Source organism: Moraxella bovoculi, assembly GCF_000988745.2.
Lineage (GTDB): Bacteria > Pseudomonadota > Gammaproteobacteria > Pseudomonadales > Moraxellaceae > Moraxella > Moraxella bovoculi.
Genome location: NZ_CP011381.2, coordinates 943,035 through 963,325 on the forward strand (window position 1 = coordinate 943,035; position 20,291 = coordinate 963,325).

Here is a 20,291-nt window from a genome sequence, read left to right on the forward strand (position 1 = left end):
TTTTTATTCTTGGAACAAATGAGATAAATCAGGCTTATCTTGACCCACTGTTACGATGATAAAATCATCGGGCTTGATGGTGCTTTTAAGCGCTTGATTGGCGTCGTCTAATTCTGTGCTTTGGATGCGTTTGATTTCATCGGTTGCATAGCTGTCAGGGAGGTTATGCAAGTTTAGCGTCGTTGCTATGCCATGAATGGCGGCATTACTGGCAAAGCTCATTGGATAACGATGCGTTTGTTGGTTTTTTACCAGATTTAGCTCATCTTCGCCGATGCCTTGGCTGATCGTGTCATTAACTATTTGTAAGGTATCATTGATGGCATTGATAGCTTGATTGCTGGCGGTTGAGAAGCTGATTTGATAACTGCCGGCATTCTTAAGCGATGTGCTTCGACCGTAGATGCCGTAGGTGTAGCCGCGTTTTTCACGAATCTCATCCATCAGACGCGCATTGAAGCTACTGCCTGCTAGGGCATTATTTGCCAGACCAAACTGCGTTTTTTGGACGAATTCTTGCTCATTGGTGGCGAATTTTGGGGCGAGATGTCCGATGATGATGCTCGTCTGGGTGCTGTCATGCGGCACGTGTATGTGAGCTTTGGTCGGATTAGTCGGTGTGGCTATCGCGCTAGATGCTGTGCCATTTGGTAGGCTGCTTGCGATGTCGTTGGCGATCTGGCGCGCACGTTCCTGACTAAGATTGCCAGTGATGGTGATGGTGGCATTTTGACGTACCAAGAACTTATCCATATAGGTGTTTAGGTCATTACGAGTCAGCTGGTCCACGGATTCAATGTCGCCTGTGGTAAGCGTGCCATAGGGATGGTCTTTGAATAGCGCTTGGGTATAAGTACGGTTCGCGATGTAGTTTGGGTTTTGTTCATTTTGTCTAAGGGTATTTTTTAGGGTTTCTTTATTGCGAGCCAATACCGATTCATCAAAGGCAGGCTCTGTCAGCATCTGCTTCATCAGATCAAGGGCGTCATTGAGTGTCTCTTCGTCGGACAGGCTGCGCAGCGATACGCCAAAGCTGTCCTTACCTGCTCCTGCATCTAGCTGTATGCCTAGACTGTCTCTTTTTAATAAGAAGGCTTCTTCATCGAGAGTTTTTGTACCTTTGGTTAGGAGTGTGGCGGTCATGTTGGCGATGCCTTGTGCGTCTGGGCGAATCTTGCCATCATGAGCTGACCCTGCACGAAATTCGACGCTGATATCCACCATCGGTAAGCTGTCTAATTTTGTAAAAATAACAGGTACATTCCCAGCAGCCTGGAATCGCTCAAAGCTGGGTAGATGAAATTCTGCCTGCTTGATATTTTCTAAGCTATCAAGTTTGGGCAAAGGCTGACTAAAATCAATGGGTGTCGTAGCTACATGATCGCTTGCGTGGGCAAGACTAGTCATGCTAAGTAATATACCAAAAGTCAGGTATTTGATTTTCATTGTTTTCATCCTTTTTTATTGAGTGGATTGATCGTCCGAATCGTTGTCTTTAGGCAGTATGTATAATGTCGTTAGGTTGTCTTTGGTGAGATAATGCTTGGCGACTTCTTGCACCTTTGCGGGGTGAATTTGCTTTAGGTCTTCGGGTAGTCTGTCATAACTGTTCACAGGCAGACCCATGTTGGCAAGCCTCCCGATGATCTGCGCCTGAGCGGTAATGCTGTCTTGGGCGAAAGTCAGCTCAGACAGTAGCGATGTGGTGATGCGCGTCATCTGCTGGTCGGTAATCGGTGTGTTCTTGGCGGCATCAATCACATCTAGGATCGCTTGTTCTGCTGTCTGTAGATCGACACCTTGTCTAGGTACAGCCTGAATAAAAAACAGACCATCGCCACGATCAAAGGCATCATAAGAAGCATAGATCTGGCTAAATAGCTGCTTTTCGCGCACCAACACACGCTCAAAATAACTCGACAAGTCGCCATCTAGCGCATACTGAAATAAAGACAGGGCGTGTGCTGTTTGTTTATCGCTGGTGGTGATGGATGGCACATTATACGCCATCATGAGTGAGGGTAATTTTACTGCTTGCTCAGTGGTTGCGTGGCGATAACCTTGATGGGTGGGCTGCGTGGGCATGACGCGCTCTGGGATGTTGATGGCTTTTTTGTCACCAAAATATTTTTTGGCGTTGTTGATGACTTCATCATAATCGACATCGCCGACGACCACGAGCGTGGCATTATTTGGTGCATAATAGGTGTCGTACCACGCCTGTAGATCTGCCGTGCTAAGATTCTCGATGTCTGCCATACTGCCGATGACGGGGCGGAATTTTGGGCTGTCTGGCTGACTTAGCGCGATAAATTCTTCATAAGCCTTAGATAGAGGGTTATCCTCAGTGCGTTGGCGACGTTCTTCTTTGATGACCTCTTTTTCGATGGCGACTTCGCTGTCTTTTAGGTGTAGATCCTGCATGCGAAATGATTCCATCTGCATGGCGAGCGGATAATAGCTGGCAGGAAATAATTCGTAATAAGCCGTGTGCGTATCTGAGGTGAAGGCGTTATTTTGACCGCCGAACTCTGAGATGAGGCGGTTAAAGTCCGTGCGTTTAAGGTGTGCATTATCTTTGAACATCATGTGTTCTAAGAAATGCGACATACCCCCTTTGCCGATGGGCTCATCATTTGAGCCGACTTTATACCACAGCTGTGTCATGGCGATTGGTGCGCGAGTGTCTTTTTTGATGACGATGTGCAATCCGTTATCTAGGGTGGCTTCGTGATAGTTGGTTTGTTTGACTGGGTTGGTTTGTGAGGCTAATGCGGTGTCGCTTGGTAAGCTTTGGCAGGCGGTGAGCGATAATACACCCACAATCATCGCCATGCTAAGTTTGGTTCTTAAAAACATGATACAACCTTATTGTGTTAAATAAAAAATGGAAGAGTTAAGCTCCTGCGCTAGCACCGACACTGCCCGTGGGTTTGATGCCGCTATTTTGAAGGGTTTGGCAGGCGCTAAGCTGAGTTAAACCAATTGCGATAAGGGCGATGGCGATGATTTTGTACAATGATGTCATGGGATGTCCTTGCTAAGTTGGTTGAAATTGCTAAATTTGACCTTATCTAAGGTGCAAAAATAGCATTAAAAACCATCATAAGTCAAATAAATGAGAATGGTTAGCACAAATATTCCTTGTGTGGCGTGATTTGATTGGTATGATGCTCGGCGTGGGATGTATTTTTGTATGATAGACTGATCATCAAAATATCGACAAGACTATGATATAATACAAAACAAAAAGAGGTGGTCATCATGAATGACATAACAAAAAATATACCCAAGAATCAAACAGTAATGCCAAGCGATGATGAGCAGATGCTTGATGAGATTAAGCATGAGGATGATAATTTTGTTCCATTATCAAGCCCGCCAGATTTGACGGATGATGATGAAGATGCTCGTCTTAAGGTTATCAATGAGAGCAACACCAAAAAAGAAATCGTCGTGCCTGTGATGCCATTAGTTTGATGTTGTCTGAGGTTAAGAAAATTTAGTTTGTTGAATGTGAGTGAATAATGAGCGAAAATCAAGGCTGGTTTAGCCGAATGAAACAAGGACTGTCCAAGTCTAGCAAAAACCTAACCGAAGGGCTGATGAATGTTCTGGTTGGGGGCAAAGAGATTGATGACGAGCTGCTGGAGGAAGTCGAGGATCAGCTTTTGGTGGCGGATATTGGCGTTGATGCCACGAATCGCATCATCAAGAGCTTAACCGAGCAGACGGCACGTGGCGATTTGATCTATTCGCATTCATTATATAAAGCCCTAAAAAAAGAGCTGGTCGAGATTCTAGAACCTAAAGTTCATCCTCTACAGATCGACACGTCAAAAAAACCATTCGTCATTCTTATGGTAGGCGTTAATGGCGTGGGTAAGACGACCACCATTGGCAAGCTCGCCAAGCGGCTACAGGGCGAGGGTAAGTCGGTGATGCTCGCAGCGGGGGACACTTTTCGCGCTGCTGCAACCGAGCAGCTGCAGATCTGGGGCGAGCGTAATGGCATTCCTGTGGTTGCCCAAGGACATGGTGCTGACAGTGCTTCGGTCATCTTTGATGCCATGCAGTCAGCGCGCGCCAAAGGCATTGATGTGCTGATCGCAGATACAGCAGGACGCCTGCAGAACAAGATACATCTGATGAACGAACTAGAGAAAGTCGTACGCGTCATGAAGAAGGCAGATGAGACGGCGCCGCATGAGACGATGATCGTTCTAGATGCTGGCACAGGTCAAAACGCCATCAACCAAGTTCAGATATTTGGTGAGGCGACGCCATTGTCAGGCATTACCATCACTAAGCTAGACGGCACCGCCAAGGGAGGTGTGGTCTTTAACGTTGCTCAGAATACCGATGTGCCGATTCGCTACATTGGCGTGGGCGAGCGCATTGATGATTTGCAGGCATTTGATCCTAATGATTTTGTCGATGCGCTGTTTGATGAAGAGCAATAATAATCTACGAACTGCCCACCATTTAGGGCAGTTTCTTATGGATTGAATTTAGCATGGTTTATCTGGCTTATGGACCACCATTTGATTTGCCGATGATGGTATTGTGCGTGCATGAGGGTAGGCTGCGCTCGCTGCATTGGCAAAATGAACCTACTCAGGCGCGATTTAATTTGAGTGCTGAGCCAGTTTATCTGACTTTGCAGGACTTGAATTTCGATGTTGCAGATCATGTACTGGCTCATGAGGTGACAAGGCAGCTTGATGAATACTTTGCGGGCAAAAGGCGAGCGTTCGATGTGCCGCTTGATTTGTCTTGTGGTACGCCTTTTCAGCAGCAGGTGTGGCGAGCACTATGCAGCATTCCTTATGACCGGACCATCAGCTACAAAACTTTGGCGACTATGATTGACAAACCCACCGCCTATCGTGCTTGCGCCAACGCCAATGGTAAAAATCCCATCAGTCTCATCGTTCCGTGTCACCGTGTGATCGCAGCGGATGGCAGTATTGGTGGCTATACCGGAGGCATTGGGATTAAAGAAGTTCTGCTTGGTGTCGAAAAAGGTGAATTAAAATTATGATAAATCATCAAGTTGATGCTCATAGCAACGCCAGAGAATTAAAATACGAACTGATGACAAAAACATTGGCAAAAGCTATCTTAGGTCATGTATCTGTGTTATAATTAAACGATTTTTTTCAATTTTGTATCTTCTTAGGCTTTTTGGGGTTATTTTCATGTCATATGCGTTACTTCGTCCGTTCTTGTTTAACATGGCTCCAGAGCGCGCGCATGAATTCACCTTGAACATGCTTGAAAAAGCCAATAATGCTGGATTGCTGGGCTTTGGCTATGCCAAGCAGGCCTTACCAACCACTTGCATGGGGGTTAATCTGCTTAACCCTGTGGGCTTGGCGGCCGGCTTAGATAAGAACGGCTCACACATCGATGCGCTCAGCGAGCTAGGATTTGGGTTCTTGGAGATTGGCACAGTAACGCCGCGCGCGCAGTCAGGTAACGATAAGCCAAGACTGTTTCGCATCCCGCAGGCGGGCGCGATCATTAACCGCATGGGCTTTAATAATGAAGGCGTGGATCAGATGATTCAAAACATCGAACGCGCCAAATACCAAGGCGTGCTTGGCATTAATATCGGTAAGAATGCCGTTACCCCTGTTGAGAAGGCGCTTGATGATTATGTGTACTGCCTAGAGCGTGTCTATCCTTATGCCAGCTACATCACGATCAATATCTCAAGTCCTAACACTAAGAATCTGCGCAGCCTACAAGGCGGAGATGCGCTGTCCGCACTACTAGATGGCATCAAAAATTGCCACAGCAGACTGGCGAATGACTATGGTTTTTATGTGCCGCTTGCCCTAAAGATCGCACCAGATTTGGATGAGTCTCAAGTCGATGAGATGGCACGCACGGTGATTGAGTTTGATGTCGATGGTCTGATCGCTACCAATACGACACTATCTCGCGTGGGTGTGGAAGATTATCCATATGCTGATGAGACGGGTGGTCTGTCAGGTCGTCCTGTGAGCCACAGCAGCACGCAGATTTTATCGCAATTCCATGATCGCTTAGCGGGCAGGGTGGATCTGATCGGTGTGGGCGGTATTGATGAAGGTGAGCTTGCGGTTAAGAAACTAAAAGCAGGCGCCAAAGCCGTACAGATCTACTCAGGTATGATTTATAAGGGTCCTGCGCTCGTGACAGACTGCGTTCAGGCTATCGCAGGTTACCAAGACGGACAATGACAGCACTTACCGAATCTATGACGCTCATCGATGTTTTTGTTGCCTTTATGGTGCTGATGGGCTTGTGGCGTGGCTTTACTGCTGGTTTTGTCAGGACAGCAGCGTCTTTGGTGGCGTGGCTGTCAGCACTTATCATCGCCTCACGCACCGCTAAGGAAGTAGCGCCATTTTTGGCAGGATTTATCGAAAATCCTGTGCTACAGATCGCGGCTGCTTTTTTGTTGGTTGCGCTTGGTGTGGTTGCTGTGGTGTATCTTTTGACATCCATCATCACAGGCGCATTAAAGACCCTAAAGCTGGGCTTTGTGGATCGTCTGCTTGGTGGTGTATTGGGTGCGGCGACAGGCATTCTAAAAGTGCTCATCATTCTAAGTATCGCATCACCGCTATTGATGCATCTGCCTAACTGGCAACAATCAATCTTAGCTCAAAATCTCTTACCACTTGCCCCGATCGCCATGGAGCTATTACAAGAAGCGCTGGGCGGTGCATGGCAACAAATCCAAAATCCCTACCAATCATCTTAATCAATTGGAGTAAATTATGTGTGGCGTAATCGGCGTTGTGGCGCATGAACCAGTAAATCAGATGCTGTATGATGGCTTAACCATGCTGCAGCATCGTGGACAAGATGCGGCAGGTATTGTCACCTTAAAAGACGATCGTCTATACCTACGTAAAGACAATGGCATGGTGCGCGATGTCTTTTTGAATCAGCACATGGTGCGCTTGGTGGGTAATTTTGGTATTGGCCATGTGCGCTACCCAACGGCAGGCACATCAAGTACGGCAGAGGCTCAGCCGTTGTATGTAAACTCGCCTTATGGCATTGCGCTGGCGCATAATGGCAACCTAACCAACGCTGATAAGCTTGCCAAAGAGATCTATGAGAGCGATCATCGTCATCTAAATACCGATTCGGATTCGGAAATTCTTTTGAATGTTTTTGCCAATGAACTCCAAAAATCCACCAAGCCGAACCTTGAGCCTGATGATATTTTCCATGCACTAAAAGCGGTCTATCAACGCTGTGAAGGTGCGTATGGTGTGGTTGCCATCATCGCAGGTCACGGTCTGCTTGCGTTCCGTGATTCCAATGGTATTCGTCCTCTGGTCTATGGTCGTCGCCTGACAGATCAAGGCGTGGAGTATGTCGTGGCATCTGAATCGGTGGCGATTCAGGCGCTTGGCTTTGAAGTGGTTCGCGATGTGGCGCCAGGCGAAGCGATCTTTATTGACTTACATCACAACCTACACACCAAGCAATGTATTGAAGGCGTTAAGCACACACCTTGTATCTTTGAGTATGTTTACTTTGCACGCCCTGATTCGATCATTGATAACATCTCAGTGCACAAGGCGCGCATGCGTATGGGTGAGAAGCTTGCCCAAAAAATCGTCCGCGAGTGGGGCGAGGATCACGGCATTGATGTCGTCATCCCTATTCCTGATACATCTCGTAATTCAGCGCTTGAGCTTGCTATGCATCTGAATGTCAAATATCGTGAGGGCTTCACCAAGAACCGTTATATCGGCCGTACATTCATCATGCCAGGGCAAGGTCAGCGTAAAAAATCCGTCCGTCAGAAGCTAAATGCCGTACCACTTGAATTTAAAAATAAAAACGTTCTACTAGTGGATGATTCTATCGTGCGTGGCACAACTTGTCATGAAATCATTCAAATGGCGCGTGATGCGGGCGCAAAAAATGTATTCTTCGCCTCTGCTGCACCAGAAGTAAAATTCCCGAACGTCTATGGTATTGACATGCCATCTCGTCATGAGTTGATCTCATCAGGTCGCACAGTGGAGGAGGTTCGCGAGATCATCGGTGCGGATCGCCTAATTTTCCAAGATTTGAATGATCTGATCGAAGCGGTAAATAATACCAAGTACAGCCGTGTTGATGAGTTTGACTGTTCTGTTTTTGATGGTAATTATATTGCAGGTGGTATTGATGAAAAATACCTAAATGACCTGCAAGCCAAGCGTAATGACGCCGCCAAAAAGACCGTAACCGTCGTGGATACGCCTGTGGACATGACCGGCATCACTGGTGTGTAAGATTAGTGCTAAAAATAAGTCGTCGTGTGGCGGCTTATTTTTTTTATGGGTTATAAGTACCAAATGACGAAACGTAGCTTAAAATTATTCGACTTTTGCGTAATTTTACGTTAAAGTGTTGGCGCATTTATTAATTAGTTGTGAAGATTTTATGAAGCGTATCAATGTGAATCCGGCCCTTGCTCTAACTGTGCTGTCTGCAGCAGTATTAACCGCATGTAATAACACAGCGCCAGTTAAGCAGCCACCCATCAAAATCGTACATGGCACTAGCATTCCACAGCCTGCACCGATGCCCAAGCCTGTGGTGATACCACCGCCACAGCCTGCACCGCAAGTTCAAATGCCAACGGCGCGTTATTATGCTAATTTTGATGAATGGAAGCGTGATTTTATCAATCGCACCATCGCCCAAGGATATGAGGCGGGCTCAGTTCATCACCTGATGAGCGGCGCAAGCTTGAATCAAAGAGTAATTGATCTTGATCGTTCTCAGGCTGAATTTACCAAGATGCCTTGGGAATATGTCAATGGCGCAGCATCGTCGAATCGCGTCAATCAAGGACGCGCTAAAATCGGCGAGTATCCAACCACCTTCAATAACATCCAGAATAACTACGGTGTTCCAAAAGAGATCGTCGCAGCGATCTGGGGCATGGAGTCTTCATTTGGTGCAGGCATGGGCAGCATGGATTTGGTCAGCGCCTTATCGACCTTGGCTTATGATGGACGTCGCCGCCAGTTTGCAGAAGATCAGTTGATCGCCATGTTAAAGATGATCAACCGAGGTGATGCATCTATTAGTCAGCTAAAAGGTTCGTGGGCAGGCGGTATGGGTCACACACAATTCATCCCAAGCACTTGGATGAATGAAGGTGTTGATGGTAATAATAACGGTCAAATCAGCCCGTGGAGTATCGGCGATTCACTAAACTCTACTGCAAGCTACCTAAAAAATGCCGGCTGGATCGTGGGTCTGATGCCGTATTATGAAGTAAGATTGCCTGCTAATTTTGATTATAATTTACTTAAGAACAAACAAAGCCTTGACGCATGGCGACAGCTGGGTCTGACTTCAGCAAGCGGTGAATATTTTGGTGGTCAATATCTGTCAGAGTTGTGGCTGCCCGCAGGTAAAAATGGACCTGCGCTACTACTAACGCCGAACTTCGATGTCATCAAAGTCTATAATAATTCATCAAGCTACGCGCTAGGGGTTTCATTATTAGCGAAACGCATTGGCGGTGGCGGTGGGTTGGTGGCGTCATGGCCAACTTATGAAGAGCCGCTGTCTCGCACCCAAATCCAAATCCTACAAAGAAACCTAACCGCTCAAGGATTTGATACTGGCGGTGTTGATGGTGTGGCAGGCTCTAATACGCGCCGCGCTTTTGCCAATTGGCAGTCGGCCAACGGACAAGTTCCTGATGGGTTCATCAGCCAGAACACCGCGCGTAATTTGATCTGGTAAATTAAGCCTATCAATCACTTATAAGAAAAACCATGCTACTTAGCATGGTTTTTCTTTAGTATAAATTAAGCTTGGCTTAGATGATTTGCTAAGGTTTCGCATGCTTGGATAAATCCGTCAATGCCTTTGATCAATAAAGCATTCAAAGGTTCGTTGTCTTGGATGGTGCGAAATTCTGCTTCGGTCAGTGGTGCTGGCTTTGGCAGGATGTCACCTTGATAATCAAGCACTTTAGGAACAAGAAGGCTACTATTAGCCAGCTCATCAAGCAAGGCGGGCGAGATGGTTAGTAGGTCGCAACCTGCCAAGGCGATCAGCTGATGAATGTTCCTAAAGCTTGCACCCATCACCTCGGTACGATAGCCATGTTTCTTGTAGAATTCGTAGATACTTTTGACCGAGTTAACACCCATGTCGTTTTCGATGGCGACGTCATTGACGCCTTCTTGGGCTTTTTGAAAGTCGGTAATGCGACCCACAAAAGGCGAGATGAGTGTGACATTGGCATCTGCACAAGCGCGTGCCTGAGCTTTAGTGAACAGCAGGGTAAGGTTGCAAGCGATGCCTTGTTTTTCTAGGATTTCGGCGGCTTTGACGCCTTCCCAAGTCGCGGCTATCTTGATTAGGATTTTGGATTTATCAATGCCCAATTCTTCATATAATTTAATGAATTCTAAAGCTTTATCGACAGTGCCTTGGGTGTCAAAGGACAGTCTGGCATCCACTTCGGTGGACACACGACCTTCAACCAACTCACTGATTTTTTCGCCGAGGGCGACCGTTAGATGATCGATGGCGACATCAATATCTTGCCCTTTGACTTGGTCGATAAGGTCGTCATGATCACCACTTAATAGGGCGGCGGTGATTAGGCTTGGGTTGGTCGTGGCGTCCTGTGGTCTTAGTCGAGCGATGGCGGACAGATCGCCAGTATCTGCAACGATGGTGGTGTGTTTAGCAAGCTCGGTTAGGCTATTTTGGGTCATAAGTTTTCCTAAATAATCATCAGACAATGGCGTGAAATTAGCATATTTTTGGTGATTTTACCAGTGATTTACTGAAGTTTCATGACAATATCATAAAATGCCGCAATCTAAATAAAGATTTTATAAAAATTATCAAAAAAAGTGCGCGCAAGTCGGTAACAATTGTTCAAAATCATGGTATTATTAACGGTATTTTAGTTATTCAAGCATAAAGGGTTAAATGTATGAGCGATAACCAAGCGACGAACCTAGACACCAACCAAATCAGCGATTTGCGTGGTAAGATTGACAGCATTGATGAACAAATTCAACGACTCATCAACGAGAGAGCAGGCATCGCCCAGCAGGTCGCCATTTCCAAAAAGAACCATGAAGACCACCCCATTTTTTATCGCCCTGAACGTGAAGCCCAAGTGCTAAAAGCGGTCATGGCTCGCAACACAGGCCCGCTATCGGGCGAGAAAATGGCACGCCTATTTCGTGAGATTATGTCGGTGTGTTTGGAGCTTGAAGCTCCGCAAAAGGTCGCTTTTTTGGGACCTGTTGGTACGTTCACCCACGCCGCTGCCCTAAAACATTTTGGCAAGGCAGCGACAACCGTACCGCTTGCCACGATTACCGATGTGTTTCGTGAAGTGGAGGCAGGCTCTGCCATGTATGGCGTGGTGCCTGTGGAGAACTCGTCTGAGGGCGTGGTCAATCATACGCTCGACGCATTTTTGGGGTCAAGCCTAAAAATCATCGGTGAGGTGGAACTGCCCATTCATCATAATTTTTTGGTGGCAGAACATACCAAAGTGGACAGCCTAAGTCGCATTTATTCGCACCAACAGTCGCTTGCCCAGTGCCGTCATTGGCTTGATGTCAATTTCCCCAACGTGGAGCGTGTGGCGGTGTCAAGCAATGGAGAGGCGGCAAAACGCCTACAAAACGAATGGCATTCGGCAGCCATTGCAGGCGATGTGGCAGTGGCAGAATACGACTTGCACAAATTATACGAAAATATTGAGGACAACCCCAACAACACCACTCGTTTTCTTATCATCGGGCATGAAGCGGTCGCCCCAAGCGGGCAGGACAAAACGTCTATCGTCGTGTCAAGCCCAGACCGTGCGGGGGCGTTGATTGAGCTACTAGAACCCCTCAAAAAACACGGCGTATCCATGACCAGTATTGAGACCCGCCCAGAGCGTCCGAACAAATGGGCGTATGTGTTTTTTATTGACATGACGGGGCATATCGCTGACGACAATGTTAAAAGCGCCATTGAAGACATTGCCAAAATCGCCAAAGACGTGCGAGTATTGGGGTCATATCCAAAGGCGGTTTTGTAATCGCCGAATCATCAATCAGGCTTGATGGAGATTGAGCCTGATAAATTGTAACTTATGAATGAATAAAACATGATTATGTTCCAAAAAGTCGCCATCATCGGGCTTGGGCTGATTGGTGCGAGCATCATCAGTGCCATGCGCGATAGAGGGTTGTGCCATCATGTCATCGCCGCCGATCATAATCTTGATGGGCTGGATTTTGCCAAGCGTATCGGTCTGATTGATGAGATCGGGGCGAGTGTGGCAGATGTGTGCCGTGATGATGTTGATTTGTATATCATTGCAGCACCAACCAAGGCAACCACGCAGATCATCAATGAGCTTGCTCATGCTAAGATGGCTGGGCTGATCGCTGATGATGCCATCATCACGGATGTGGCAAGCACGAAAGGTAGTATCTACAAAGCAGTATTGGAAGCCTGTGAGAATGTGGGTCAGCCAACGGATTTTTTGAGCCTTGTGTTGTCGCATCCCATCGCAGGTGCGGAGAATTCAGGCGTCACTGCGCGTAACGCCAAATTATTCGTTGGACGACAGTTTATTATCTGTGATGATAATCCACCCACCGCCCAGAACTGCTTTATCCAAAAAATCAAAGCTCTGTGGGAAGCGATTGGGGCGAATGTCATCATCATGACCAGCCAAAGACACGATGAGATCTTGGCTTATACGAGCCACCTACCACATTTATTATCCTTTAATCTGACTCATCAGCTTGCCAGCCACGATGATAATTTGGACATCTTTAGGTATGCAGCGGGCGGCTTTAAGGATTTTAGCCGTATTTCGGCAAGTAGTCCTATCATGTGGCATGATATTTTTATGGATAATAAGGATGCCTTGCTAAAGTCGCTTGATGATTACGAAAAAAACCTTCAGGATTTTCGCAAACTGATCGAGCAGGGTGATTCTGAAACATTGATAGCATGGTTGACCGCCGCTCGCCATGCACGCCGTCACTTTGGCCACATGCTTGCCCAAAGTCAAATCAGCCAAGCAGGTCAAAACAAACATAACGATTCAACCATACAGGAAAATGACATGACAAGCCAGGCTTATCACATTCGCCCAAGTCGCCATATCAACGGAACAATCACGGTTGCCGGCGATAAATCCATCTCTCACCGTTCTATCATGCTGGGTTCATTGGCGGATGGGGTGACTCATGTCAGTGGATTCTTAGAGGGTGAAGATGCTTTGGCGACCTTACAAGCCTTTAAGGATATGGGTGTAAAAATCGAGCGAGATGGTGATAAAGTTACCATCCATGGTGTCGGTGTGGATGGCCTAAATGCGCCGCAAGATGCGTTATACATGGGGAATTCTGGCACAAGTATGCGCCTGCTTGCAGGGATTCTGTCTGCACAGGCTTTTGATAGTGTGATGACAGGTGATGTCAGCCTATCAAAACGTCCGATGGAGCGTGTGGCGACACCCCTAAGAAGCATGGGTGCAGCGATTCAGACCACGGGAGAAAAAGGCACTGCACCAATCTCTATTACTGGTGGTCAAAAGCTGTCTGCCATTGATTATACGCTACCTGTGGCATCTGCTCAGATTAAGTCTTGTCTAATCTTGGCCAGCCTATGGGCAAATGGCACGACCACCATTACAGAGCCAGAAGTCAGTCGTGACCATACAGAGCGCATGCTGAAAGCTTTTGGTTATCCAATCAAAAAAGATGGTAATTCAATTTCCATCACAGGCGGTGGCCGTCTGACAGCGACAAATATTGTTGTGCCTGCTGACATCTCTAGCGCTGCATTCTTTATGGTACTTGGTGCAATTGGCGGTGGCAATGGTTTGACGATTCGCAAGGTAGGCATGAACCCAACGCGTACGGGCGTAATCGATATTCTACGCCTAATGGGTGCTGATATCACCGTGTCTAATGAGACTGTGGTTGGCGGTGAGCCGATCGCTGATATCACGGTTAAACCATCTGAACTAAAAGGCATTCATATCCCTGAATATCTGGTGCCACTTGCGATTGATGAATTTCCTGTGTTGTTCGTCGCTGCCAGCTGCGCGATCGGTACGACCAAGTTAACAGGAGCTAAAGAACTCCGAGTTAAAGAATCTGATCGCATTCAGGTCATGGCTGATGGTCTAAGCGCTCTAGGTATTGAATGCACCGTACTGGATGATGGCATCATCATACAAGGTAAGGGTGAGCCGATGACTGGTGGCGAGCGCAATACAGTCTTTGGCGGTGGCGAGATCCAAAGTCATCACGATCATCGTATCGCCATGAGTTTTGCGGTGGCAAGCGTACGCGCATCGGACGATATTATCATCCAAGGAACAGAAACAGTAGCGACAAGTTTCCCGAATTTTGCTGAGCTTGCCAATGAAGTGGGTTTAAACATCGCGGTTAGCTAATGGCAAATACAGGCATTCAAGCCACCCCAAAAGGGCTAATGACGGCTCTTTTGGCGTTTTTGATGTGGGGTAATTTTCCCTTTTATTTTAAGCTGTTGGACGGTTATCATGCTGTTGAAGTCATCGTTCATCGGGTGGTGTGGACGTTTGTGGTTTTAAGCCTTGTTGTCATCATCGGCAAACGGACGGCTTGGCTTAGCCAAATCCGCCAAAATCCCAAATGGCTTGGCTTGACCTTTGTGTCGGCTCTCTTGATTGGTATAAACTGGCTAACCTATGTGTGGGCGGTGGCAAATGATAGGGTGCTTGAAGCAAGCCTTGGCTATTTTATCAATCCTTTAATGGGCGTGGGGCTGTCGCTTGTCATCTTTAAAGAACGCTTGCGACTTTTATAAAAAATCGCTGTCGCCCTTGCCGTGCTTGCCGTTGGCATTCAGGTGGTGCTGTTTGGTGGTGTGCCGTGGGTAAGCTTACTGCTTGCGCTGTCCTTTGCTTTTTATGGGGTGTTGCAACGCCAAACGCCTTTTAATGCCATTGACGGCTTATTTATTGAGACGGCTTTATTATTACCTTTATGTCTGATTTGGCTTGTTAGTGCAAGTGTTGTCAGCTCCGATGTGGCATTTTGGCTATCAAGCAGTGTTTGGCTGCTTGCTTTGGCAGGTCCAATTACGCTAATTCCACTGTTATTGTATAATCAATCAACCAAACTCGTGAGTTTTAACACCTTGTCATTTTTGGGTTATTTAACACCCAGTATTGTCTTTATCATTGCGGTGTTTTATTATTATGAGCCGATTGATGTCAAGCGCTTGGCTATCTTTGGTTTGATTTGGCTTGGACTGTTGATATTTAGCGTGGACATGGTTAGATATAGAAAATCTGAAATTAATTAAAGGAAATGTGATGAGCGACATTGTCTTTGTGCAGGGATTAAAAATTGATACGGTGGTTGGTGTGTACGATTGGGAGCAGGCCATTAAGCAAAGCCTAATCATCGACGCCAAAATCAGCTGTGACATCAGCCAAGCGGCTGCCACAGATGACGTCGTGCATGCTGTTAATTATAAAACCGTTTGCGAAGACATCGAGCGCATTTGCCATGAGATGAAGGCAAAGCTATTGGAATCATTGGCGGAGAGTATCTGTCGCCATATCCTAGATCATTACCCTTGTCACAGCATTACACTCACCATCCATAAGCCCAATGCCATCAAGCAAGCCAATAGTGTTGGTGTTAGCATTACGCGTAACAAATAATCACCATGGATAATACTATGGGTGACTTAAGTGATGAATTGATGGTGCGACGCCTTGTGATTGCACTTGGCAGTAATGCTGATAGTGAGCATGCCTTTAGCATCGCCAAAGCTGAGCTTATGAAGCTGGGCAATGTTCGACACTCATCAATGGTCATCGGTCGGGACTTTACAGGCAGAACACAGGCCATCTATCATAACGCTTGCGTGCACCTTAAACTGGATAAGCCTTGCTTGATGAGTGTTATCTATCATAAATTAAAAACCATTGAAAGGCTGTGCGGGCGTACAGATGATCGAAATGCCGTACCCATGGATTTAGATGTCTTGGCGGTGACTGATGGTCATGGGTGGCGCATTAGCAAAAAAAGACTGCCGTTTAAGGCGCATGAAAGGGCAGGCTTATCAGAAGTGGCGGTTTTTTTATTGGCGTACTAAAAAATTATGAGGCTGTACTAGAATAACTCTCATGTTATACTAGTTTTATGAAGATAACCCATTGTAAACTAGGTAAAAAAGTACAAAAAGACTGCTTGAATTTTTTGTACTTGAAGTTACTGCTCGTTCGGCAGCTGATTTGCTACAAATACACTCAAATTCATCAGCGCTATTCTATCACAAAATCAGACTTGTGATAGAATACCATCTTAATCTTGAGGCTAAAGAATTGTTTGATCGCGAAATAGAGCTTGATGAAAGCTATTTTAGCGGCATTCGCAAAGGCAAGCGTGGTCGTGGAGCAGGTGGCAAAACAGCTGTCTTTAGTCTTTTAAAACGCAGCGGTAAAGTCTTTGTGGTTTTGGTTAAAGACACCAAGACTAACACCCTAATGCCCATTATCGTCGGTAAAATCAAACCTGACAGCATTGTCTATACTGACAGCTATAAAAGTTACAATGCGCTTGATGTAAGTGATTTTAAGTATTTTGGAATTAACCATTCCAAAGAATTTGTCAAAGGCCATAATCACATCAACGGCATTGAGAATTTCTGGCCACAAGCCAAGCGTGTTTTAAGAAAGTACAATGGCATTGACAAAAAAACATTTTCACTTGTTTATCGAGGAAGGTGAATTTAGATTTAACTATGATACACCCTTTAATCAACTTAAAGTGTTGGGAAAATGGTGTGGGGTTTAGGCTAATCTAGTACAGCCCCAAAATTATTTAAGCGCGAAAAAGCGGATAAAAATCTTATCCGCTTTTTGCTTTATTGATAATAATCCGTCCCGTCCGCCTGTGTTTTAAACCGCCGATGAAACCACATCCATTGGGTAAGGTCTTTTTTAATGTTATTTTCTATCATATCATTAATACGCTGTGCGTCCGCCACTTCATCATCGCTTGGATAATTTTCAATGACAGGCGATAGGCTAATATGATAATGCGGACGTTTGCCTTTGGGGATATTATCAGGCGTTTGGCGAATCATGTCAAAGGCAATAAATACAGGCGGATTTTTTTTATTCATGCTGGCAAATCGCCTTTGGGCGGTAATGGTTGCAGACGGCACACCAAAAAATGTCGCCATAACCCCATGCTCTAAGCCAAAATCTTGGTCAGGGCTATACCATATCACTTTGCCGTCTTTAATCCGACTAATGAGTTTTTTCATATCACGGCTGCTGATTTGTTCGTCAAAAATATGACGGCGACCATTATAAATAAACCATTCCAAAAGTGGGTTGTTTTGTTTGCGGTACATACAATCGGCAGGGAAAAACTGCGTACATAACCGCCCACCCAAATCTAATGTGGTAAAATGCCCACCCAATAATATCACAGCTTTATTTTCTTTTTGGGCGGTGATTAAATGCTGCAATCCTGAAATGCTAAATGTGCGTTTAAAGACATTGGGGCGGAACCATGCGTTTAACGTCTCAAAAATACCAATGCCTTGATTGACAAAAACTTGTTTGGCGATTAGCACTTTTTCATCATCAGATTTATCAGGGAACGCCAAAGTCAGATTGGTGAGCGTATCTTTGACCCGTCTTTTGATAAGTATATATGCCAATTCGCCAATTTTTCTGCCAAGCCAAAACTGCATACGCAAAGGCAAATAAATAAGCGGTAAAAATATCATTAACGCAAACCAAATTCCCCAATATTTTGGTAATAAAAATTCCCATTGGAATACAGCTTTATCCACCACGTTTGTTTGCTTGTGCGTGGCGGTCAAATCGGGCATTTTTTTAATGTCAATTTGTGGGTTATTTGATTGTGGGGCTTGGTTATCGGTGTGGCAATTACCCCCACAACAGTTTTTGTTGCTCATTGTTTTTTGCCTATGTTTATTTTACCAAATTTTCCAATTCGTCCCAACGCTCCAACTTCTCCATTAAAATCCCATCAATCTCGCCAAGTCGTTCACTGTATTGGGTCGCCAATGCCAAATCGCTAACGAATAGCGAACCGTCCGCCAGTTTGTCATTTAGCTCGCTTTGCTCGTTTTCAAGTTCGGCAATTTCATTGGGCAGGCTTTCTAATTCACGTTGTTCTTTATAGGAGAGTTTGCGTTTTTGCTCAGGCTTGGACGTGTCGGATTTTGGTTTGTCGGCTTTGATTGTTTCTGATTTTTCAACTTTATCCGCTTTGAGCTTGGTTGGTTCACTCCGTGCTTTTTGGGTGAGATAATCTTGATAACCGCCCACATATTCGTCAATCACGCCATGACCGTCCTTGTCCGTGCCAAATACCCACGTTTGTGTTACCACGTTGTCCATAAAGGTGCGGTCGTGGCTGATGAGTAAAATCGTACCGTCAAACCCTGCGACAAACTCTTCCAAAAGCTCTAAAGTTGCCATGTCAAGGTCGTTGGTCGGCTCATCAAGCACCAAGACATTGGCAGGTTTTAGCAAGTTTTTGGCGAGCAATACACGGGCTTTTTCGCCCCCTGATAGAGCCTTGACAGGCGTTCTGGCACGGTTTGGCGTGAACAAAAAGTCCTGCAAATACCCCAAGATGTGCGTGCGTCTTCCGCCCACGTCCACATAGTCCGAGCCTTCGGAGACGTTTTCGGCAACGGATTTATCAAAGTCTAATTGGTCTTTTAATTGGTCAAAAAAGGCGATATTTAGGTTCGTACCAAGCTTGACTGTACCGCTCACTTTGGCAGAGTCATCAAGCCCAAGCACGGTGCGGATTAGGGTCGTTTTGCCCACGCCATTATTGCCGATGATGCCAACTTTATCGCCACGCATGAGCAGGGTTGAGAAGTTTTTGACCAGTATTTTGCCGTCATATTGCAGGCTTAAGTCCTTGACTTCACACACGATTTTTCCTGATTTTTCGGATACGTTTTGGGTGAGTGAGACGCTCCCCACCACATCACGACGCTGCTTTCGCTCTTCACGAAGTGCCTTTAACGCACGCACACGCCCTTCGTTGCGAGTACGCCTTGCCTTAATGCCTTGGCGAATCCAGACTTCTTCTTGGGCAAGTTTTTTGTCAAATTCTTCAAAGGATTTGGCTTCGCTGGCAAGCTCCAATTCCTTTAATTCTTGATAACGAGCATAGCCCTTAACCCCTTGCGTTACGTCATAAGTGGAGAGTTTACCCCTATCCAATTCCACAATGCGAGTGGCAAGATTGTCCACAAATTTGCGGTCGTGCGTGATAAACAGCACGGTCAAATTTTGCCCGAGCAGGTAGTTTTCTAGCCAATCAATACTCTCCACGTCCAAATGGTTGGTCGGCTCATCAAGTAGCAATACATCAGGCTTAACCACCAACGCCCGAGCGAGCAGTACACGGCGTTTTCGTCCGCCTGATAAGTCGGCAAGGCGATCTGTGGGATTTAGCCCCATGTTGTCAAGCAAGGTGCGGGCACCTCGCTCCAACTCCCAGCCGTGCAAAGCATCAATCTCATGTTGCACGTCCGTCATACGCTCGCAGGCGGTCATGTCGCCCGCTGTGCATTTGTCCGATAGGTCGTGGTATTGGCGAAGCAAGGTTGCTACTTTTTCATCGCCATTCATGACAATGTCAAGCAAGGTACCGTCATCGCTTGGCACGTCTTGGGCAAGCATGGCAATCTTAATGCTGTCTGCGATGATAATCTCGCCGTCATCAGGAGCTTGCGTGCCGTCAATGAGCTTAAAGAGCGTGGATTTGCCTTCGCCATTTCGTCCGATGAGACACACCCGCTCGCCTTTATCAAGGCTAAAATTGACATGGTCTAAGACAGGAGCAACGCCAAAGGCAAGGGAGATGTTTTTTAGATGAATGAGTGCCATAATTTATTTTCAATACGGATTTTCAATGATAAAATAGGTCAATTATAGCAAATTTTACACTTTAAAGGGGAAAATAAAATGAGCGATACTCGTGCTGATATTACCGATTTGCAAATCAAAATCTCCTATCTTGAAAATACGGTAGATACGCTAAATGATGTCATCGCCCACCAAGATAAAGCATTAAAAGATTTGCAAGATCAGTTAAAGTTATTGTATAAATTCTTAGAAAGTCGTGATGATGACGGTATTGCTCCGTTTGATTTATTGGCAGACAGACCACCACATTATTAAGAAAATTGCCGATAAATAAAATACAAATTGTAAT

Annotated in this window: 18 protein-coding genes and 2 pseudogenes; 14 read left to right on the forward strand and 6 right to left on the reverse strand. The window is 45.9% G+C overall.

Annotated elements, in window-relative coordinates; genetic code table 11:
• Nucleotides 1-3: 3 nt before the first annotated feature.
• From AAX10_RS04220 to AAX10_RS10485, 3 genes are read right to left on the reverse strand one after another with little or no spacing between them, the layout of a single operon-like run.
• Nucleotides 4-1,446, reverse strand: a complete 1,443-nt coding sequence (locus AAX10_RS04220) for a M16 family metallopeptidase (RefSeq protein ID WP_158580312.1) — start codon at nucleotides 1,444-1,446, stop codon at nucleotides 4-6.
• 15 nt (nucleotides 1,447-1,461) lie between these two features.
• Nucleotides 1,462-2,859: a M16 family metallopeptidase gene (locus tag AAX10_RS04225; RefSeq protein ID WP_046699926.1), complete on the reverse strand. Its 1,398-nt coding sequence runs from the start codon at nucleotides 2,857-2,859 to the stop codon at nucleotides 1,462-1,464.
• A 37-nt stretch (nucleotides 2,860-2,896) separates the two neighbouring features.
• Nucleotides 2,897-3,028 (reverse strand): hypothetical protein, encoded by a 132-nt coding sequence (locus AAX10_RS10485; protein WP_264673701.1) that lies wholly within the window; start codon nucleotides 3,026-3,028, stop codon nucleotides 2,897-2,899.
• 236 nt (nucleotides 3,029-3,264) lie between these two features.
• On the opposite strand from AAX10_RS10485, the gene AAX10_RS04230 reads away from it, so the two are divergent.
• From AAX10_RS04230 to AAX10_RS04260, 7 genes are all read left to right on the forward strand, one after another.
• On the forward strand, nucleotides 3,265-3,480 hold the full coding sequence (locus AAX10_RS04230; protein WP_036362360.1) for a hypothetical protein: 216 nt from the start codon (nucleotides 3,265-3,267) through the stop codon (nucleotides 3,478-3,480).
• Between the two features lie 47 nt (nucleotides 3,481-3,527).
• Nucleotides 3,528-4,463: a signal recognition particle-docking protein FtsY gene (gene ftsY / locus AAX10_RS04235; protein ID WP_036362363.1), complete on the forward strand. Its 936-nt coding sequence runs from the start codon at nucleotides 3,528-3,530 to the stop codon at nucleotides 4,461-4,463.
• Nucleotides 4,464-4,516: 53 nt separating this feature from the next.
• A complete protein-coding gene (locus AAX10_RS04240) occupies nucleotides 4,517-5,044 on the forward strand; it encodes a methylated-DNA--[protein]-cysteine S-methyltransferase (RefSeq protein WP_046699927.1) in 528 nt (175 codons plus the stop codon).
• Nucleotides 5,045-5,201: 157 nt separating this feature from the next.
• Nucleotides 5,202-6,230, forward strand: coding sequence for a quinone-dependent dihydroorotate dehydrogenase (locus tag AAX10_RS04245; protein ID WP_046699928.1), 1,029 nt, complete (start codon nucleotides 5,202-5,204; stop codon nucleotides 6,228-6,230).
• Nucleotides 6,227-6,757, forward strand: coding sequence for a CvpA family protein (locus AAX10_RS04250; protein WP_226997820.1), 531 nt, complete (start codon nucleotides 6,227-6,229; stop codon nucleotides 6,755-6,757). The genes AAX10_RS04245 and AAX10_RS04250 overlap by 4 nt, the downstream gene beginning before the upstream one ends.
• 16 nt (nucleotides 6,758-6,773) lie before the next feature.
• Complete coding sequence (gene purF, locus AAX10_RS04255; RefSeq protein WP_046699929.1) at nucleotides 6,774-8,294, forward strand: amidophosphoribosyltransferase; 1,521 nt, start codon at nucleotides 6,774-6,776, stop codon at nucleotides 8,292-8,294.
• 151 nt (nucleotides 8,295-8,445) lie between these two features.
• Complete coding sequence (locus AAX10_RS04260; protein ID WP_046699930.1) at nucleotides 8,446-9,765, forward strand: lytic murein transglycosylase; 1,320 nt, start codon at nucleotides 8,446-8,448, stop codon at nucleotides 9,763-9,765.
• 65 nt (nucleotides 9,766-9,830) lie between these two features.
• On the opposite strand, the gene AAX10_RS04265 is transcribed toward AAX10_RS04260, so the two are convergent.
• A complete protein-coding gene (locus AAX10_RS04265) occupies nucleotides 9,831-10,751 on the reverse strand; it encodes a transaldolase (protein ID WP_046699931.1) in 921 nt (306 codons plus the stop codon).
• A 224-nt stretch (nucleotides 10,752-10,975) separates the two neighbouring features.
• On the opposite strand from AAX10_RS04265, the gene pheA reads away from it, so the two are divergent.
• The 6 genes and pseudogenes from pheA to AAX10_RS04295 all read left to right on the forward strand — a co-directional run bounded on the left by pheA (nucleotide 10,976) and on the right by AAX10_RS04295 (nucleotide 16,865).
• On the forward strand, nucleotides 10,976-12,085 hold the full coding sequence (pheA, locus tag AAX10_RS04270; RefSeq protein WP_046698109.1) for a prephenate dehydratase: 1,110 nt from the start codon (nucleotides 10,976-10,978) through the stop codon (nucleotides 12,083-12,085).
• Nucleotides 12,086-12,154: 69 nt separating this feature from the next.
• Nucleotides 12,155-14,467, forward strand: a complete 2,313-nt coding sequence (locus tag AAX10_RS04275; protein ID WP_046699932.1) for a bifunctional prephenate dehydrogenase/3-phosphoshikimate 1-carboxyvinyltransferase — start codon at nucleotides 12,155-12,157, stop codon at nucleotides 14,465-14,467.
• Nucleotides 14,467-15,363, forward strand: a pseudogene (rarD, locus tag AAX10_RS04280) (EamA family transporter RarD). The gene AAX10_RS04275 and the pseudogene rarD overlap by 1 nt, the downstream one beginning before the upstream one ends.
• A gap of 10 nt (nucleotides 15,364-15,373) precedes the next feature.
• Nucleotides 15,374-15,727 carry a dihydroneopterin aldolase gene (folB, locus tag AAX10_RS04285; protein ID WP_036362389.1) on the forward strand — a complete coding sequence of 118 codons (354 nt, stop codon included), beginning with the start codon at nucleotides 15,374-15,376 and terminating at the stop codon, nucleotides 15,725-15,727.
• 17 nt (nucleotides 15,728-15,744) lie between these two features.
• Entirely contained in the window at nucleotides 15,745-16,164 is a 420-nt protein-coding gene (locus AAX10_RS04290) for a 2-amino-4-hydroxy-6-hydroxymethyldihydropteridine diphosphokinase (RefSeq protein ID WP_158580314.1), read from the forward strand.
• 47 nt (nucleotides 16,165-16,211) lie between these two features.
• Nucleotides 16,212-16,865, forward strand: a pseudogene (locus AAX10_RS04295) (IS1595 family transposase).
• 70 nt (nucleotides 16,866-16,935) lie between these two features.
• Here the strand turns inward: AAX10_RS04295 and AAX10_RS04300 are convergent.
• Complete coding sequence (locus AAX10_RS04300) at nucleotides 16,936-17,916, reverse strand: LpxL/LpxP family acyltransferase (RefSeq protein WP_226997833.1); 981 nt, start codon at nucleotides 17,914-17,916, stop codon at nucleotides 16,936-16,938.
• Between the two features lie 103 nt (nucleotides 17,917-18,019).
• Nucleotides 18,020-19,963 carry an ATP-binding cassette domain-containing protein gene (locus AAX10_RS04305; RefSeq protein WP_046699934.1) on the reverse strand — a complete coding sequence of 648 codons (1,944 nt, stop codon included), beginning with the start codon at nucleotides 19,961-19,963 and terminating at the stop codon, nucleotides 18,020-18,022.
• Nucleotides 19,964-20,041: 78 nt separating this feature from the next.
• On the opposite strand from AAX10_RS04305, the gene AAX10_RS04310 reads away from it, so the two are divergent.
• Entirely contained in the window at nucleotides 20,042-20,257 is a 216-nt protein-coding gene (locus tag AAX10_RS04310) for a SlyX family protein (protein WP_046699935.1), read from the forward strand.
• Nucleotides 20,258-20,291: the final 34 nt, after the last annotated feature.

Excerpts from the sequence above, each read along its gene's own strand:
- purF (WP_046699929.1), top strand. The coding sequence starts at position 6,774 with ATGTGTGGCGTAATCGGCGTTGTGGCGCATGAACCAGTAAATCAGATG.
- AAX10_RS04290 (WP_158580314.1), top strand. The coding sequence starts at position 15,745 with ATGGGTGACTTAAGTGATGAATTGATGGTGCGACGCCTTGTGATTGCA.
- AAX10_RS04245 (WP_046699928.1), top strand. The coding sequence starts at position 5,202 with ATGTCATATGCGTTACTTCGTCCGTTCTTGTTTAACATGGCTCCAGAG.
- AAX10_RS04225 (WP_046699926.1), bottom strand. The coding sequence starts at position 2,859 with ATGTTTTTAAGAACCAAACTTAGCATGGCGATGATTGTGGGTGTATTA.
- AAX10_RS04265 (WP_046699931.1), bottom strand. The coding sequence starts at position 10,751 with ATGACCCAAAATAGCCTAACCGAGCTTGCTAAACACACCACCATCGTT.
- AAX10_RS04240 (WP_046699927.1), top strand. The coding sequence starts at position 4,517 with ATGGTTTATCTGGCTTATGGACCACCATTTGATTTGCCGATGATGGTA.
- AAX10_RS10485 (WP_264673701.1), bottom strand. The coding sequence starts at position 3,028 with ATGACATCATTGTACAAAATCATCGCCATCGCCCTTATCGCAATTGGT.
- AAX10_RS04305 (WP_046699934.1), bottom strand. The coding sequence starts at position 19,963 with ATGGCACTCATTCATCTAAAAAACATCTCCCTTGCCTTTGGCGTTGCT.
- ftsY (WP_036362363.1), top strand. The coding sequence starts at position 3,528 with ATGAGCGAAAATCAAGGCTGGTTTAGCCGAATGAAACAAGGACTGTCC.
- AAX10_RS04300 (WP_226997833.1), bottom strand. The coding sequence starts at position 17,916 with ATGCCCGATTTGACCGCCACGCACAAGCAAACAAACGTGGTGGATAAA.
- AAX10_RS04260 (WP_046699930.1), top strand. The coding sequence starts at position 8,446 with ATGAAGCGTATCAATGTGAATCCGGCCCTTGCTCTAACTGTGCTGTCT.
- AAX10_RS04220 (WP_158580312.1), bottom strand. The coding sequence starts at position 1,446 with ATGAAAATCAAATACCTGACTTTTGGTATATTACTTAGCATGACTAGT.
- AAX10_RS04250 (WP_226997820.1), top strand. The coding sequence starts at position 6,227 with ATGACAGCACTTACCGAATCTATGACGCTCATCGATGTTTTTGTTGCC.
- folB (WP_036362389.1), top strand. The coding sequence starts at position 15,374 with ATGAGCGACATTGTCTTTGTGCAGGGATTAAAAATTGATACGGTGGTT.
- AAX10_RS04275 (WP_046699932.1), top strand. The coding sequence starts at position 12,155 with ATGATTATGTTCCAAAAAGTCGCCATCATCGGGCTTGGGCTGATTGGT.
- AAX10_RS04310 (WP_046699935.1), top strand. The coding sequence starts at position 20,042 with ATGAGCGATACTCGTGCTGATATTACCGATTTGCAAATCAAAATCTCC.
- pheA (WP_046698109.1), top strand. The coding sequence starts at position 10,976 with ATGAGCGATAACCAAGCGACGAACCTAGACACCAACCAAATCAGCGAT.
- AAX10_RS04230 (WP_036362360.1), top strand. The coding sequence starts at position 3,265 with ATGAATGACATAACAAAAAATATACCCAAGAATCAAACAGTAATGCCA.